Raw genomic sequence first — 16,597 nt, forward strand, 5'->3', positions numbered from 1 at the left:
CCCCACTCTCAACCTTCTAAATACCTACATATTGGTATTTAAAAAAGTGAAAATAAGCTCTATTTTTGACCGAAATTTAAAAATCGGAACAATGAAACATATTTTGTTATTTATCATGCTGACAACTATTACAAGTTGTCTATTGACATCCTGCAAATCCAAAACGACTCAATCGGCCACGTCACAATCCCAAATGTCACAATCCCAGATTCTGGAAGTGGACGACATATTGGCCCGGGCCGACAGTCTGACCGGAAAAACTTTCACGACAGAAGCGCTCTGTACGCACATCTGTGCTCACGGAGGCGGCAAAATCTTCCTGATGGGTAGCGATGACACCAAAACCATCCGTGTAGAGGCCGGCACGAAAATCGGCAGTTTCAAACCCGAAACCGTAAACAATCTGGTCCGGATAACAGGAAAATTAGTCGAACAGCGAATCGATGAAGCCTATCTGACCGAATGGGAAGCCCAGGTGAAAGCCCAGACTGCGGAGAAACACGGTACGACAGAGCAAGGATGTGCATCCGAACAAAAAGCAAGGGGAGAAGCGCCTGCCAACAGCATCGAAGAACGGATCACCAATTTCCGGCAAAGGATCGCCGACCGTCAAGCCAAAGAAGGCAAAAATTACCTGTCTTTCTATTACATTGAAGGAGATACATACGAAATTGTCGAATAAATTATGTCACAAAAATCATATTCTGATATCATCCGTAAATGGAGCAGGTTACTTCATCGTGACCTCTCCTTTTTTTTTGCCGGCATACTGATGATTTATGCCATCTCTGGTTTTATGCTCAACCACAAAAAGGATTTCAATTCCGATTATCTCATCCGGCAAAAACAAATTCGGTTTACCGAGCCAATCCCGGCGAATCCCCAGGAAATAAACCGGGAATTTGCCGAAAGACTGTTAAAAACAATCGGAGAAGAGAACCGTTACCTGAAACATTATTCCCCTGAACCGGGATGCATCAAAATCTTCATAAAGGGAGGAAGTTCTCTGGTAATCCACACTGAAAGCGGAGAAGGGATCTACGAGTCAATCAAAAAACGGCCGGTTATCAGCTGGTTTAATCGCCTTCATTATAATCCGTCTCGTTGGTGGACTGTATTTTCAGATATTTTCATTTTGTCTCTACTGATAATTACCTTCACCGGTTTGATTATGATCAAAGGCCCCAAAGGTTTCTGGGGACGCGGAGGGATCGAATTCGCACTCGGTTTGCTCATCCCTATCGGGTTCATATTCTTTTCCTGATTTTCAAATCGCAAAAGTAAGGGCCAGATGCCATGCATTTCTCTGGGGACTGTCGGAAGATGCCAGTCTCCAGGTTGCATCAAGGCCGATTCCGTGCCATTTCATCCCGCCTCCCAAAGCCGTACAGGCAAATATACCTTTCGCAGGTCTGCCACTCCGGTATCCGCCCCGTAAAAATATCTTCTTCCGGAAAGAATACTCTACTCCTGCACTTCCCAAAGTACAAAATCCATAAGCCAATTCCTGATGGGCTATTCCTCCGGTACACATCACCCGATGTGCCCCCTGTTCCCAACCGGCACTCACGGCATACTCGATTTTTAAAGGCAGATAAGCCTCACCGATATTCGACAGCTGCATTCCCGCCTGCCAGAAGTAAGGACGTCCGGCAAGCGAATCGCGATAAAACAAAGACAGATCACAAGCTACATATGTTGTCAACAATGTTTTTTGGTCCAGGCGGAAATAGCGGCACGTCAGCCCGGCCGCCAGCTTTCCTCTCCAAGCATAAGCATATCCGGCATCCACTTCCAAGGCGTAAGGAGTAAAACGGCTCTGAAGATTTCCTTCTTCATCAGTCAATTCGACAATAGGCAGATTCAGATAACGCACTCCGGTAAGTACAGCCTGTCTTCCTCCGAATGTAAACAGCCCTCCGGCATCATGTATCCAATGCCGATCCGCCAAATCCCATCCCGGCATCCGGGAAGAAACCGCATAACCGGCAATAACCTTCGCATCAGCCAGGGCCCCCTGTGCCGAATTCCTGAACACAGCAAAAGCATCCGGTCCCCAGGCAACCCCGTTGCCTCCCAAAGAAGCTGTAACCGTCCCGGCCGCCGAATACGTAAACAAACCGGCATCAGCCACCGACTGTGCGGATACTCCGAATGCCTGACAACATATCACCAATATATAAAAAATACGATTCATTATTTCATTGTTTTATTAGAGTTCGGGTATAGGTTTCCTGCAAATATTTCAATTGTACGACATACGTTCCTTTTTTCAAACCGGAAAGGTCTACTTCCGCCGGAGCAAAAGGTCCGATCGGAGCATTCACCTTTTTGACCAATTGTCCGTCCAGCGTCGAAAAAGTCAGGTAAATAGTTCCTTCTACTTCCCGCCCCATCCGGACATTCAGTTTATCCATAACCGGATTGGGATAAAAGGTTACCTCTTGCCGATAGTCATGGGTCATCACCAAAAAATCAGTTTCCCCGGCAAGCCCTTCAGCATCCGTCGCAGTGATTTTCACTTGGGAAAGACCGAATTTCAAGGGTTTCAGTCTAAATTCTCCCTGCCCGGAAGTTAAAGTCAAATAGGCCGGATCATATTCATAAGCATAACTCAAGCCTCCGGGACCTTCATCAGTAAAATGAGCGGCCAGCGACACCGTACGCACTTCCTGCAAGGAACCGAACCATACATTTTCAAAAGGAGATTGCAAACGGGGACTCTCGTTCGGCTCCAGAACCACCGTAAATTCTTTGGAAGCCATTGCCCCTCCGCTATCCGTCACTTTCAGACACAAACGATATGTCCCGGCCTGAAATCCATAATTACGTATTTTCACCGTAATCCGGTCATTCAGTTGTGTCGCTGCCGCCAGATGGTTTTCATCTTCCAATTCATAATTAAATTCCTGGTTTTCAGGATCTGAAATCCAAAAAACTATTTCTCCGGTTTGGTTATACTTCAAAGTAAGCGCTTGTTCCTCATATTCAGAAGTAATCATCGGGGGTTCATTATGCGGCGACACAAAAGAAACCGTCGTAGTCCCGGAATAATGTCCCCAGGGATCAATAGCAACAATACCTACATAATACCGGGTTTCTCCCCGGATAGCTGTCAGCCGGCACGCCATCGTATCCCCGACCTGCCCGGCCCTGGGAACAGTAACCCGTACCGAAGCAACTCCTTCGGGTAACCGTCCGGGATCCAATTGCCCCAAAGGGTCTTCACTCCAACAAACCAAATACTGAAAAGGTTTGCCATCATCTTCATCGGCCGAGATCTGCCAGGTCACGTCAACCACTCCGGAAGTATTTCCGCAGTATAAGGTATCGACAGCCTGAGGAGCGATTCCCTGATCTTCAGCAAGAGCCAAATAGGCATCAGCGGCCCCTATCCCCAATCTACCCGCATACTCCGGATTATAAATATCGATGTCCCGGGTTCCCTGATACAGGTGAGCCAAAAGTTTTTCCGGAGTAAATCCGGGCCCTCCGAATTGGGATACGATTAAAGCAGCGATACCCGAAACATGAGGACAAGCCATAGATGTCCCCTGCATATAGCCGTACTGGTTATCCGGTAACGTACTGTATACAGGGCATTCACCGTTATACTTCCTCCCATAGCCGTATGTCCCGCCCGGAGCAGCGATATCGACCCAGTCGGCAAAATTGGAATACCAGCTTTTTTTGTAATCAGGAGCATAAGCCGCAACAGAAACGACTTTTTCATAAGCCGCCGGATAAGTCCGGTAATCTTTATTTTCATTACCTGCAGCAAATATGACTACTCCTCCTTTCATCGGCCCTGTCTGCTCCCCTCGTTCATCGACTCCGGCATACTGAATAAAATAATCGATCGCTTCCTGATCTGCCCGGGGTAAATAAGTGATATTTTCATACCCCCAGCTATTCTGAGCGATAACCGCACCGGCATCCGCAGCATATTTGATCATTTCCGGGAAAGAAGCAGAAACCTCCCGGCCATCTATCGTCCCGAACAGCTGACAACTCAACAACCATACTCCCGTATTTCCGCCATGTCCACCGGCAATACCGCAAACACCGACACCATTGTTATTCTCAGCCCCGATAGTACCGGCAACATGGGTCCCATGATCATCCGCTTCGATCTGATTCGTTCCATTGATAAAGTTCCATCCATATATATCATCGATATACCCATTCCCATCATCATCGACCCCCGGCTCTCCGAATAATTCTGCAGGATTTCCTACATTTCCGGTCAAATCCTCATGCCGGTAATCAATACCTCCGTCGATGACCGCCACAATAACTTCCCTCGACCCTTGATTTTTTTGCCAGGCCGCAAATAAATTGATATCCGCCCCTGCCACAGAATTCGGTAACTCTCCGGTATTGGAATAATGCCACTGTCTGGATAGTTCCGGATCATTGAAAGGTGCAGTTCCATCCGAATTCCGCTCTCCGGCAGAGCGGACAGGAACCGTTCCCTCTCCTCCGGTATTACGGATAATGTATACCGGTTCTGCGATCTCAATCTCCGTTGTATCTCCCAATAAGGCGAGAGCCCGGGTCACAGGTGTCTGTTCGTCGAACTCGACCTCATACCAAAGATGCAGACCCGCTTTCCGGGTCCTTTCTTCAAATTTCCCGGCAAAGGGAAATAACCGTTTCATAGATACGATCCGGATATCTCCGGTTCCGGCACGGGTATATACCGCCTGCTCAGCTTTCCCGGCAAACCGGGATTTAAATTTTAAACGAAGGCGTCCTTTTTGTGCCTGCATCCCGATCGGAGTGTCCTGTACAGAAGTTTCAGATACGATGATTTCCTCCCGGGCACAGGCCATCATGAACAGTCCGAATACAGACAGGAATAATGTTCTAAATTGTATCATACAAAATTTCAATTAAGCATGCGAAGTAAAGCTTTCTCTATCGATTTTGTAATCACAATTTTTAGGTATTTTAAACTACCTGACAAATCCGGATTTTCCGATTATTCTGGTAAATACATCCTGTCTTTACTCTAAAATCAAGTAATCATATCCCGTTATCCCAGTAAGAAAAAAAATAACAATAAATGGGGATTTTTTTTCTCTGACAGCTTTACAAACTTTGCGATCTCAAATTAAATTTTAATAAAAACATGAAAACACTATGGGCAATCATTCTGATTTTTGTTTTGACTGATAATCTGACCGGTCAAAACACAAGAAAGAATACATTCCCCATCCGGATTACAGTGTGCGATTCTATCAATCATGAACCCCTTTTTTTGGCGACAATCAGCTTAACACAGGATAATCATAAAATCATTGCAGGAAGTAGCGACGCACAAGGCGAATATTTATTCCCCTCCGTTCAGACAGGAGTCTATAAATTGAAAGTCAGTTTTATCGGTTATAAAACTTATACCGACACCATCCGGATTACAGGTGATTTTTCCCGGCATATTCTGCTGGCTCCCGATCAGGTTGTCATGCAGGAAGTTATCGTTACCGCCCGGGAGTCTCATGGTATGACTTCCTCCTCGATAATCGACCGCAAAGCCATGGAACATCTTCAACCTTCCAGTTTCAGCGATCTCCTGGAATTGTTACCGGGGGGACGTTCAGCGGATCCGGCCCTAAATCAGGTAAACCCGATTCGGTTGCGGGAAGCCGGCGAAGGTTCTTCGAGTTCCGACTACGATGTCGCTTCCCGCGGTGTCGCTTTTTTCATCAACGGTACACCGATCAATACCGGAGCCGATATGCTGTACGTCAGCGGTGAAGCAAGTACAGACGACCGGAAAAGAAGTACCGTAAACCGGGGAGTCGATATGCGCAGCATTTCTACCGATGGAATCGAACAAGTAGAAATCATCCGGGGTATTCCTTCGGTAGAATACGGAAATCTGACCAGCGGAATCGTAAAAATCAAACGTAAAATGGGAGGTAACCATTTCAATGCCAGATTCAAAGCAGATGAAAGCAGCAAATTGGTTTACCTGGGAAAAGGATTCGAATTTCCGAAACGGCAAATCAAAATCAACAGCGATATCGACTGGCTGGATGCCAAGGCAGACCCCCGGGACAATCTGGAAAATTACAAACGCCTGACCTTTTCCCTCCGGTTGGAAAAAACCTGGAAAACCGGTCCGTACAATGTCTTTTACAGTACTCACGCCGATTATAACGGTTCGTTCAATACCGAAAAAATCGACCCGGACATCAATCGTCATAAAGAAGACAGTTACAAATCCAGAATCAACCGGCTGTCCTGGATCAATAATATCGAATGGCAATCGGAAAACCAAACCGCATTTTTCAATTCCTTATCTTTTAATAGTTCAATCAGCTTTTCCAAAGACAAGGTCGATGAGGTACGCTATAATTCTCTCAGCCGGGCTATGGCAGCCCCGAACAGCAATGAAGCAGGGGAACATGACGGCGTCTTTCTGCCCTTTCAATTCGTAGGTACTCAAAAAGTAGACAACCGTCCTTTCGGAGCCTATGTCCGGTTAACGGGTAATTTCAGGTTATTTATAGCCAAAACAAGACAGGAACTGAAAATAGGTACAGACTGGCAGATGGATAAAAATTTCGGAGAAGGACAACTTTACGATCCCCTGCGGCCGGTCAACTACACCTCCATCTCTACACGTCCCCGCCCCTATAACGACATACCGGCAGGACACGACCTATCCTTTTTTGCCGAGGATTATTTTACATTACCGGTCAGTACCCATACCTTGGAAATACAGGCTGGAGTCCGGGCTTCTTCCCTTCTGAATCTACCGAAAGCATATAAACTCCACAACAAATTTTATTTCGATCCACGTGTCAACATGAAATGGCTGTTTCCCGCTTTCTTCATCGGAGACCAGAAACTAAGCTACGAAATAGGAGGAGGGATCGGATGGCATTCCATGATGCCTTCTTTGACTCAATTGTATCCCAATCTGTTATATGAAGACATCATACAACTGAACTATTATCACAACAATCCGGCCTACAGACGTCTGCAGATGATCACTTACATCATCGACCGGACGAACCCCGATTTGTCGGCTGCCCGGAATTTCAAATGGGAAATCCGGGGGAATATAACATACGCTGAAAACAATCTCAGTGTCACCTATTTTAAAGAAAATATGACCTCCGGTTTCCGGACGGGAACCCGGCTGCTACCGCTGGCTTACAAAACATACGATAACAATTCCATCGATGCAACGACTTTAGACGGTCCCCCCGATCTAAGCCAGATGACTTATACACAAGATACCCTGATGTGTATATACGGCATCACGACCAATGGGACAAAACTCCGGAAAACAGGCGTCGAGTTTCAGTTTTCAAGTAAACGGATTCCGGCTTTGGCCACCCGGATCACCATTTCAGGAGCCTACTTCCGGACCGTCTATTCCAATAGTCAGGGTTACTATGAAAGCAGTACCAAGATCATCAACAACCGGCGGTTACCTTATGTCGGCTGGTACACCGATCCCGACGGATACATCAGAAAAAGCTTCAATACAAATTTTATGTTCGACACCCATATTCCCAACCTGAAACTAGGCTTTTCCCTGTCGGCACAATGCCTGTGGTTCAGCAATCAGCAAACGGAATGGAAAAGCGGGATTCCCGAATATTATATAGACAGTCAGGGCAATAGTTATCCTTATACCGAAGAATCCAGCCAGGATATGTATTTGCAATGGCTGAAAAAATCATACAATGAAGCCCTATTCGACCGGAGAATCAGCGAGGCTTTCAATGTCAATTTCAATCTGAAAGTCACAAAACAACTATATAGAGACCGGATCAATCTGGCGCTTTTTGTCAACCGCCTGATCAGCTGTCATCCCGATTATACCTCCAATGGAGTAAAGGTCAGACAGATCGGTCAATCTCCTTATTTTGGTATGGAACTAAATTTTAACATTTAATATTATGAAATCTAAGTACAATCTATTTCAGGCCATTTTATTGGCATTTATCATTCCTTTCACATTCACAGCCTGCGATGATGATGATAAAGCAGTCCCCGAAAGTCAGGTAAGCTGGACGCTGTCACTACCGGAAGATATCGAAAACCCGACCCTATCGGATCTGAAGGTAACCGTCACCAACATCAACACCAACACCCAATACGATGGCAGTGTCAGTATGAACGAACAAACCGTCACCGTCACGGCAACCGTCCCGGAAGGTTTATACCGAGTTATTGCAGAGGGAAAAGTCAGCTACTCGATCAGTGGTATCCAGACTCCGACAGTTGCCAATATCCGTGCTTATCAGGAATCGGTAACCATCAGCGGAACGACAGTGACCCTGCCCGCACAGGTCATGTCTTTCTATACCCCCTCTACCAACGGTTTCGTCATTGAAGAGATCTATTTCGCCGGTAGTACGACTCCTTCCGGAGACCAATACAGCGCTGACCAATACATCAAAATTTACAACAACTCTTCAGAAGTACTGTATGCCGACGGTCTGGCAATTCTGGAATCGGAATTTATGACCGTAGACAAGCAAGATTATACCCCGGATATTATGGAACAAGGGTTCTCTGTAGACTTCATTTTCGTCATTCCGGGTTCCGGTCAGGATCATCCTGTACAGCCGGGCGAATCCCTGCTATTGGCCCTGGATGCCAGCAATCATACAGAAGCCAATCCCAACTCATTCGATCTGAGTGTTGCAGACTTCGAATTTTATGACGAATCTTCGAACCCCAACTTTCTGGATACAGATAATCCGAAAGTACCCAACCTGGACAAATGGTATTCTTACACAGCTACTTACACCGGCTTACACAACCGGGGATTCCATAGCTATGCCTTAGCCAAAATGGAAACAGACAAAGAAACTTTCCTGGCAAAATATGCCTATACAGCCAATTACACATTCGTTTTTAACGAATATTCATTTCCCATGAAAAAAGAAACCTATTACGTCCCCAATTCCTGGATCATCGATGCCGTCAATCTAAGTGTAGAATCCAAATTCCAGTGGATTGTCACCTCTTCTTCCCTGGATGCCGGCTGGACACACTGTGGTAGCATAGATCACGATCCCAATCGGTACAACAAATCCGTACGGCGGAAAGTCGAATCGACAGTTAACGGACGCAAAATATTACAAGACACCAACAATTCGACAGTAGACTTCGAAGCCGATGCGACCCCGTCTCTGAAAGAATAAACAAATATCCATGAAAAGGAACGGTTATCTATTCATCATATTGTTTTTGTATACGACACCGATCTTAGGAATAGGAAAAGACAACCCGGACAGCCTCCAAGCCGTCCGGGAATGTCTTTCCCCTCTGTTCGCCTTCGGAGAAAAGTCATATGCCAATCCGGCCTTACAACCCTATGCCCGGCAATTCAGTCTCTCTTCTCTCCGGTTAAGCGGAGAATACAAAAATGAAAAGGAAGCCGTTATCGTACAACAAGGGAGCGGATACCGGCAAGGAGTATTCCGGGCCGAAAGTTACCTCCACCTGAATACCCGAACCACTGTCTGGGGGCATGCCGGATACCGGTCCGGAAAAATCAAATCGGTTTGCTGGAACGAAACTTCCGATTTCGAACTGCTGTACCCATACATTATGGCCGACACAGCCGGAGGCGACCTGAATACCGAATCCTATACATTCTGCGGAGGCTACTCGCGGATCTATAAACACTTTTCCTGGGGACTCAGCGGAGACTACCGGGCAATGATCGAATACCGGAAAACCGATCCCCGGCCGCGCAATATTGTTTCCGATCTGAAATTGTCGGGAGGTGCTGCCTGGCAGGTCCATACCCGATACCTCATCGGAGCCGCGGTTTACGGAAGGATTTACCGTCAACGGAACAGTATCAAATTCTTTTCGGACCTGGGCGTATCCAAAGTGTATCAAATGCTGGGATTAGGTATGTATAGTACCCGGTTTTCAGACGGAAATACAGGAATACAATACGACGGAGGAAGCATCGGAGGAGGTATCGACCTCGTTCCGCACGACCGGCAAGGCTTTTACGGCAGTGTCCATTTTCACAAGCTGAACATCAAACGAACCATGCTGGCTCACAATTACCTGCCATTGACCCGATTGAACGAAAACAGCATCCAGGGCGCCTGGGGATGGAAACGGTCTGCCCCGGGACATCAGCAGGGCATCCAACTGGAAGGGCTGTACCATAAACGAAAAGGTACTGAATTTGTCTACGGAGAAGGCAGTAGTAGCAATTATCCGAAAATCAACGATTTGGAACAATACAGCAACAAAATATATGCCTTGTTGTTAAACGGAATATGGGGCTGGGGAAATGAACAGCAGGATATACTATGGGTAGAGCCCCGGATCGGTTTCCGCTCTGTCAGCACAGGGTATCTGTCCCCCTCTCTTTCCCTGAAAGATTCCAAATATCAGGGAGGTCTGTCCGTTTCATCCCTGCTCATGCTCAGAAAATCATTGTTCCGGATTTCCATAGCGGGAGACTATTTCGGAACGACAACCAGCCATTTGGATATCGACCGCTTAAGTTCCGAAGAACTGATCAAAAATGCCGTCCGGCAACAATATGAAAACCTGAAAAGCGATTTCAGCCGCTACGAACTGTCCATCGTATGGAACCGTCCGTTAAACCATACGTTCACTTTATCCACAGACATCGGCTGGCAACATTGCAGGTTCCGGAATCATAATTATTCTGACCGGATCACGGTCGGCTGCAGTCTTAAATTCTAATTCAATTCAATATGCAGGATAATATCATAGAATGCCAAAACCTGACTCACTACTATGGGAAACGGCTGATATACGAAAATTTAAGTTTTCAGGTTCCCCGGGGTCGTATCCTGGGTTTACTGGGTAAGAACGGAACCGGTAAAACCACAACGATCAATATTCTCAGCGGATATTTACAGCCCCATTCCGGAGAATGCCGGATATTCGGGGAAAATATCCGGAACATGAATCCGCAGACCCGGCAGCGGATGGCTTTGCTGATCGAAGGGCACGTACAATACACATTTATGACGATCAAAGAAATCGAACGGTTTTATTCCGCCTTCTTTCCGGCCTGGAATAAAGATGCCTACTACGAACTGATGCACAAACTGAAAGTCGCTCCCGGACAAAAAATCTCACGGATGTCCTGTGGCCAGCGTTCACAGGTAGCTTTAGGACTAATCCTCGCTCAAAATGCAGAATTACTCGTTCTGGACGACTTCTCGCTCGGTTTGGATCCCGGTTATCGCCGGCTGTTTATCGAATACCTGAAAGAATACGCTAAAGCCGAATCGAAAACCATTTTCCTGACTTCCCATATCATCCAGGATATGGAACGTCTGATCGACGATTGTATCATCATGGATTACGGAAAAATTCTGATTCAAAAACCGGTAAACGACTTACTGAACACCTTCACCCGTTACCGCTTTACAACCGGGAGCGGAGAAGTACAATTACCGGCGGATTCCCAACTCTACAATACCTCCGTAATCCGCGGACATGCCGAGACCTATTCTTTTCAGGATATGGAATATGTCAAACAGTGGCTGGAACAAAACGGAATCCCACACACTTCTTTATCCGCTGAAAAAATGAATCTGGAAGACGTTTTTATCGGGTTAACCGGAAAATATTGAATTTATGAAAAAAGCAATTTTTTACAAAGAATGGATCAAAACACGCCGTTACTTTCCTATCGCTTTAACCGTATCGGTCATATTCATCATTTACGCCCTGCTTGGAGTACAACGAGTGATCAATTTCAGGGGAGTAGCCCATTTATGGGAAATCCTGTTGAGCAGGGATGTCGTTTTTATCGAAACTTTGACCTATATCCCCCTATTGGCAGGACTCTTGCTTGCCATTGTCCAATTTGTACCCGAAATGCAGCAAAAACGGTTAAAGCTGACTCTGCATCTTCCATATCCTCAAAACCGGATGCTAATGCTGATGCTGATTGCCGGTCTGAGTGAACTGATCGTCATTTATCTTATCGACTACCTCATCCTGTATGTTTATCTTCAAAATATACTGGCTCCGGAACTAACCGACCGCATCCTGCTGACCTCGCTTCCCTGGTATATTGGCGGTATTACTGCCTATTCCCTGACAAGCTGGATTTGCCTCGAACCGACCTGGAAACGGAAGATTCTCAACTTTTTTATCAGTTGCGGTATTATACGGATTTTTTTCCTCTCGAATGTTCCTCAGGCATATGACGGATTTATATGGATCCTGCTTCTTTTTACCGGTTTCACATTCATATTGCCCTGGCTATCTGTCACACGCTTTAAAGCCGGAAAACAAGACTGATCATCATTAAAAAATAAAATCAATGGCACGCTATAGCAAAATATTTTTCGTTTTTATCATCCTTGTCTTATCCCTTTGGCTCATTCCCTGGTTTTACCATTTCATGACCGCCCAGCCAATACGCAATCCTTTCACTCTATACAGCTGCATCATCGATGATTTTGCCTGTCTCGACTACAGTGAAAACAAAGGGGTACAATACAAAGACCGGAACGGACATCTTTATTCCGATCGTCAGTTCGACAGCATATTGCCTTTCTTTTATTACCATCAGCTCGCTTCCGACGGCCGCCTGCCGGACAGCCTGAACGGAATAAAACTAACTCCGCAAAAAATAGGATTGACCAATTTCATTTTCAGACAATCCGCTTCGGACATAAATAAAACGGTTCCCCGCTTGTATCCGCTATTGGAAGCGATGTCCGGACGGGTAGACCTGCAAATGCCGGGAGACGTATTCCGGCTAAACGACCGGATCGAATTTATAGATATGGCAACCAACACCATACTGGAAAAGAAAAGTGAAATCTTTACCCAGGCAATGAAAAAGAAAGACTTTCGTTTTCCGGTCCGGTGTATCGGAGGCAATCCCACTGTGAAAAAGGAGTACGATGAAGGATATTTTCTAACCGATTCGGATCACCGGCTTTTTCATCTGAAACAATTGCGCGGACGTCCTTATTTTCGTCCGATCCCCTTACCCAAGGGAATCGAAATCACACATATTTTCGTAAAAGAATATCCGAACCGTAAATTTTATGCCCTACTGACAGATCAGGAAAATAATCTTTGGGCATTATCCAATCCGGATTATCAGCTATATCCCCTACCGATAGGAAAATACGATCCCCGGCAGGACGATATACAAATTATCGGAGATCTTTTCAACTGGACCGTCAGCATCGACAAAAAAGACGGAGAACATATTTTCGCTCTCGACGCAACGGATTATTCTTTGGTCGATACCCTGACTTATCCGCAACAAAGCAGCATGGCCTCAAAAATCGGACATTACTTTTTCCCGGCAGAGCTGTCTTTTGCCTCGTATGACGACCAATATGTCTATCCCCGGTTAGGAAACTATTCGGTCAAAGCCCTTTGGGTACCTATTCTGCTTATCCTGCTATTCTTAGGCAAGTACTATAAGAAAAAAACAGTTCATTGAAACCGTGACCGCTTTCTCCCGTCCCCTGCTTCTCAACGGGAGAAAGCCGGTTTTATCACTAAAATAGAAAAATAGGTAAACGAATGCCCCAATATTTCTTCCCGCACAGAAGAATAATATTCCTGTCCTGTTCCCACTTGTTCGAAATAATAATAGTGTAATTCAGGATGCCGGGCTATAAAAGGACGCAATACCGCCTCGCCCAAAGGAACTTTCATGATAACGAGTGTACGCTTGGCAACTATAGTTTCCAGCAGTTCTTCGACAATCACATCCCCGGGAATCACCAACAATCGTTCCTGCTGTTTTACCAAATGCAATCCGACAGATGCCCCGGCAGCAATAAAAGCAGGTACACCGGCGATCATCGCAACCGGAAAACCGGCCTGCGCAAGCTGCCCGTACATATAATGAGCAGAAGAATAAAAACAAGCGTCCCCTTCAGCTGTAATCCCTACCGATTTTCCTGATCTGACCAATTCCAATACCTCTCCGCAAACCCGGTCATAAGCACACAAAGCTTCCTGCCGATCCCGGGACATCGGCACCTGAAATAGACGAATTTTAGTTTCATCGACCTCCAATTGCCGAAGAATATCCAAAGCCCGGGATTTCATCCGCCCTTCGCCGGATTTCGTCCCCGGACAAAAAATAACATCCACGGCATTCAAAGCCTTCAACGCTTTTAAAGTAATCAATTCCGGATCTCCCGGTCCCAGCGATATTCCAAAAATCTTACCTGTATTTTCCATACTATCATATCTCTGCTTTATCCTCCGGCAAAAGTCATAAAAAAAAACAAAACAGTCAAAATAAAACTCAAATCTCTCATCATTTTACCCACTCCGGACACGTTTTTTCAGAAACAAATATTCTGAAAAATACGGATTATCGGATTTCTCTTCTACTAGTCAAAAATCTTCTATTTGCTGGCTGGAGGAAATAAGTACCCCCTTACTGCGACTTCTGACGATCTCTTTGACTTCAGGAGTCATTTCTTTGGCATGCCGCATAATAAAGGAATGAGCCACATCACCCGCAATCTGGGGACAAAGATGTAAAGCCGAAAGTTTATCGAACCATACATTGAAATACTGAGCCGGTTCCCCGGAAAAGTCTTTCAATTCCTGAGCGATTTTCTCATTCCAATAGGAAATTTCGTACGTTTTGTAACGATAGACCTTATTATAAATCATAGAGTCATTCTTGGGTAATATCTCATCGAAGATATTAAAGTCTTCGGGAATTTCACTCTGATCCTGGGGATTCAGCAAAGCATGATACACCGGATAATAGAAATAGGATACAGCCAAAGGTACTTTCACCTGCAGTTTGAACAAATCTGCAAAATCCCGGTCATAACCGGATGAATCAGCTTTCAAAAAATCTTCAATCAATCCATCATTATAGCCGACAATCGTATCCAGCAACTCTCTAAATTCAGCCGGAGTATAGATAAATAACTCTTCCGTAGAGGGGAACCATTGATTCTCGTAATAATGTATCATCATGCGAGTCTCTTTATTGATGCCTTCAGGAAATACAACCGACCCATATTCGCCATTTTTTATTTTGGCTGCATCCATTTCAACCCTGAGTTTCATGCCGGGTGCCAGATACAAAGGAAAAGCGGCTTTCCCATTCATCAGGCGCACATAAGTCCCTTCATCCAACTCCAAACATGCAGAAAATCTGCCGGCCGAATCAAGCTCCGCTTTAACTAAAGAATCCCGGCCGGAAATCTCAAAATATATTTTATTTCCCTTGTAATTTGTCAGCTTACCGTTTACCGTAACCTTTTGCTTTACATCCGGATTGCATGCCCCAAGACATGCAATCCATAAAATAATGACTATATATCTCATTCTTCCTCAACCAAACTGAAAATATACTGAATTTTTGCATCCCACATCAGGGCTTGGGGGTCGTCCTTGAAAAAATCATATATTTCCATAAAAAAGTCAACCGGTGCATAATCGAATACGGTTACTTCCAATGTTTTTTCATCTTCCAATATCCTGAAACCGACCTGAGCTTTCCTTTCGTTGACTGTACTGGCAGAAAAACTGACATTGACTTTGCTCATCTCGATCAAAGAATACACGACACGGGTTGACAAACCTGTACGTACAGTTGTATCACACACATAGACCAATTCACAATCCCTGAAATAATTTTTCATATCACCGGTAACATGAAGTTTCAATTTATTTTCATCCCCGGCAATAAACTCCAGGGTATCTGTCAGCAGATTATTCGTCGGCATATGGGTAAAATCACTGGCTGATACAAGACCTTCATAATCTTTTTTAAGTCCTTCAAAACTATCACAGCTCTTAAAAGCCCATTTACCGAATAACTTACCTACGGTTGTCGGACCATACACTTTTATGGTTGTCTTTCCATAATTTCCCAGCATAAATTTCTCTCCCGGATTGTCCAGTTCCAAGACCAATTCATCCTTTCCGTTTTCCTGTTTCAAAAAATTCAGTTTAACAGAAGCATTCTTCTTGCCGGCCGGAATAACAAATTCCGTCACATTACCTTCAACATCAAAATTTTCTCCTTTCACCGCCGTCGAAGCCGGACTTATTGTAAAAGGAAGATGAATATCTTCGGTAGCAATGTACGCCAAACCATCCGGAGTTTTCAATTCGGCCTCAATAGTTACTTCTCCGGCCAGCACATGGTAATCCGTTACAAAAGAATAGACAATCTTATCTTTTGTTTCTACCGTAATAGTCGTAATTTTCACTTTCCCCAATTCAAATCCCCCTACAGCATTTAATTCCAGCTGGATCTGCATATCCGGCGTATAATTGTCTTTCGGAGTAATCACGATCTGAGCTTTTGTTTCCCCTGCCTTCAGATTAAACTCCTTAGCCGAAATCGTGTAATCGATTCCTTCCCGTGCAGTCCCTGAGATAGTAAAACTTACGGATGTATTCTGTGTAGCAGCAGCCGATGCCTGCAATTCAACGACTAAAGATGCGTCTGCACTTAATGTATAAACAGATTGGGCAAACGACAAAGCAGGCGGATTCACATCGTCATTGTCATCACTACAAGACATCAGGGTTCCCAGTAACACAAACCATGATAATAAAAAAACGATTCTTTTCATAAGTTCAGATTTTTAGT

The 16,597-nt window shown here is 45.1% G+C and carries 13 protein-coding genes; 8 read left to right on the plus strand and 5 right to left on the minus strand.

Features of this window, described 5'->3' with window-relative positions:
• Window positions 1–91 precede the first annotated feature (91 nt).
• Both ODOSP_RS12050 and ODOSP_RS12055 read left to right on the plus strand, forming a co-directional pair.
• The gene (locus ODOSP_RS12050; RefSeq protein ID WP_041557369.1) at window positions 92–682 is read left to right on the plus strand and encodes a hypothetical protein; all 591 of its coding nucleotides are present in this window, start codon (window positions 92–94) and stop codon (window positions 680–682) included.
• Between the two features lie 3 nt (window positions 683–685).
• Window positions 686–1,264 carry a PepSY-associated TM helix domain-containing protein gene (locus ODOSP_RS12055; protein ID WP_013612578.1) on the plus strand — a complete coding sequence of 193 codons (579 nt, stop codon included), beginning with the start codon at window positions 686–688 and terminating at the stop codon, window positions 1,262–1,264.
• A gap of 3 nt (window positions 1,265–1,267) precedes the next feature.
• Here the strand turns inward: ODOSP_RS12055 and ODOSP_RS12060 are convergent, their stop codons facing one another.
• Both ODOSP_RS12060 and ODOSP_RS20470 read right to left on the minus strand, forming a co-directional pair.
• A complete protein-coding gene (locus tag ODOSP_RS12060; RefSeq protein WP_013612579.1) occupies window positions 1,268–2,197 on the minus strand; it encodes a PorV/PorQ family protein in 930 nt (309 codons plus the stop codon).
• Between the two features lie 4 nt (window positions 2,198–2,201).
• The gene (locus ODOSP_RS20470; protein WP_013612580.1) at window positions 2,202–4,883 is read right to left on the minus strand and encodes a S8 family serine peptidase; all 2,682 of its coding nucleotides are present in this window, start codon (window positions 4,881–4,883) and stop codon (window positions 2,202–2,204) included.
• A gap of 251 nt (window positions 4,884–5,134) precedes the next feature.
• On the opposite strand from ODOSP_RS20470, the gene ODOSP_RS12070 reads away from it, so the two are divergent.
• Genes ODOSP_RS12070 through ODOSP_RS12095 form a run of 6 tightly spaced genes read left to right on the plus strand, consistent with a single transcriptional unit; the run spans window position 5,135 to window position 13,456 of the window.
• Window positions 5,135–7,918 (plus strand): TonB-dependent receptor, encoded by a 2,784-nt coding sequence (locus ODOSP_RS12070; RefSeq protein ID WP_013612581.1) that lies wholly within the window; start codon window positions 5,135–5,137, stop codon window positions 7,916–7,918.
• A gap of 4 nt (window positions 7,919–7,922) precedes the next feature.
• Window positions 7,923–9,176, plus strand: coding sequence for a DUF4876 domain-containing protein (locus ODOSP_RS12075; RefSeq protein WP_013612582.1), 1,254 nt, complete (start codon window positions 7,923–7,925; stop codon window positions 9,174–9,176).
• 10 nt (window positions 9,177–9,186) lie between these two features.
• Window positions 9,187–10,713 carry a DUF6850 family outer membrane beta-barrel protein gene (locus ODOSP_RS12080; RefSeq protein WP_013612583.1) on the plus strand — a complete coding sequence of 509 codons (1,527 nt, stop codon included), beginning with the start codon at window positions 9,187–9,189 and terminating at the stop codon, window positions 10,711–10,713.
• An 11-nt stretch (window positions 10,714–10,724) separates the two neighbouring features.
• The gene (locus ODOSP_RS12085; RefSeq protein WP_013612584.1) at window positions 10,725–11,615 is read left to right on the plus strand and encodes an ABC transporter ATP-binding protein; all 891 of its coding nucleotides are present in this window, start codon (window positions 10,725–10,727) and stop codon (window positions 11,613–11,615) included.
• Between the two features lie 4 nt (window positions 11,616–11,619).
• Window positions 11,620–12,291: a hypothetical protein gene (locus ODOSP_RS12090; protein WP_013612585.1), complete on the plus strand. Its 672-nt coding sequence runs from the start codon at window positions 11,620–11,622 to the stop codon at window positions 12,289–12,291.
• A 22-nt stretch (window positions 12,292–12,313) separates the two neighbouring features.
• On the plus strand, window positions 12,314–13,456 hold the full coding sequence (locus tag ODOSP_RS12095; RefSeq protein WP_013612586.1) for a DUF4857 domain-containing protein: 1,143 nt from the start codon (window positions 12,314–12,316) through the stop codon (window positions 13,454–13,456).
• Between the two features lie 32 nt (window positions 13,457–13,488).
• Here the strand turns inward: ODOSP_RS12095 and ODOSP_RS12100 are convergent, their stop codons facing one another.
• From ODOSP_RS12100 to ODOSP_RS12110, 3 genes are all read right to left on the minus strand, one after another.
• Window positions 13,489–14,208: a precorrin-2 C(20)-methyltransferase gene (locus tag ODOSP_RS12100; protein WP_013612587.1), complete on the minus strand. Its 720-nt coding sequence runs from the start codon at window positions 14,206–14,208 to the stop codon at window positions 13,489–13,491.
• A gap of 159 nt (window positions 14,209–14,367) precedes the next feature.
• On the minus strand, window positions 14,368–15,321 hold the full coding sequence (locus tag ODOSP_RS12105; RefSeq protein ID WP_013612588.1) for a DUF4369 domain-containing protein: 954 nt from the start codon (window positions 15,319–15,321) through the stop codon (window positions 14,368–14,370).
• Window positions 15,318–16,580, minus strand: coding sequence for a hypothetical protein (locus ODOSP_RS12110; protein WP_013612589.1), 1,263 nt, complete (start codon window positions 16,578–16,580; stop codon window positions 15,318–15,320). The genes ODOSP_RS12105 and ODOSP_RS12110 overlap by 4 nt, the downstream gene beginning before the upstream one ends.
• Between the last annotated feature and the right edge of the window lie 17 nt (window positions 16,581–16,597).

Source organism: Odoribacter splanchnicus DSM 20712 (genome assembly GCF_000190535.1).
In the GTDB taxonomy this organism is placed as follows: Bacteria; Bacteroidota; Bacteroidia; order Bacteroidales; family Marinifilaceae; genus Odoribacter; species Odoribacter splanchnicus.

Excerpts from the sequence above, each read along its gene's own strand:
- ODOSP_RS12050 (WP_041557369.1), top strand. The coding sequence starts at position 92 with ATGAAACATATTTTGTTATTTATCATGCTGACAACTATTACAAGTTGT.
- ODOSP_RS12055 (WP_013612578.1), top strand. The coding sequence starts at position 686 with ATGTCACAAAAATCATATTCTGATATCATCCGTAAATGGAGCAGGTTA.
- ODOSP_RS12060 (WP_013612579.1), bottom strand. The coding sequence starts at position 2,197 with ATGAATCGTATTTTTTATATATTGGTGATATGTTGTCAGGCATTCGGA.
- ODOSP_RS20470 (WP_013612580.1), bottom strand. The coding sequence starts at position 4,883 with ATGATACAATTTAGAACATTATTCCTGTCTGTATTCGGACTGTTCATG.
- ODOSP_RS12070 (WP_013612581.1), top strand. The coding sequence starts at position 5,135 with ATGAAAACACTATGGGCAATCATTCTGATTTTTGTTTTGACTGATAAT.
- ODOSP_RS12075 (WP_013612582.1), top strand. The coding sequence starts at position 7,923 with ATGAAATCTAAGTACAATCTATTTCAGGCCATTTTATTGGCATTTATC.
- ODOSP_RS12080 (WP_013612583.1), top strand. The coding sequence starts at position 9,187 with ATGAAAAGGAACGGTTATCTATTCATCATATTGTTTTTGTATACGACA.
- ODOSP_RS12085 (WP_013612584.1), top strand. The coding sequence starts at position 10,725 with ATGCAGGATAATATCATAGAATGCCAAAACCTGACTCACTACTATGGG.
- ODOSP_RS12090 (WP_013612585.1), top strand. The coding sequence starts at position 11,620 with ATGAAAAAAGCAATTTTTTACAAAGAATGGATCAAAACACGCCGTTAC.
- ODOSP_RS12095 (WP_013612586.1), top strand. The coding sequence starts at position 12,314 with ATGGCACGCTATAGCAAAATATTTTTCGTTTTTATCATCCTTGTCTTA.
- ODOSP_RS12100 (WP_013612587.1), bottom strand. The coding sequence starts at position 14,208 with ATGGAAAATACAGGTAAGATTTTTGGAATATCGCTGGGACCGGGAGAT.
- ODOSP_RS12105 (WP_013612588.1), bottom strand. The coding sequence starts at position 15,321 with ATGAGATATATAGTCATTATTTTATGGATTGCATGTCTTGGGGCATGC.
- ODOSP_RS12110 (WP_013612589.1), bottom strand. The coding sequence starts at position 16,580 with ATGAAAAGAATCGTTTTTTTATTATCATGGTTTGTGTTACTGGGAACC.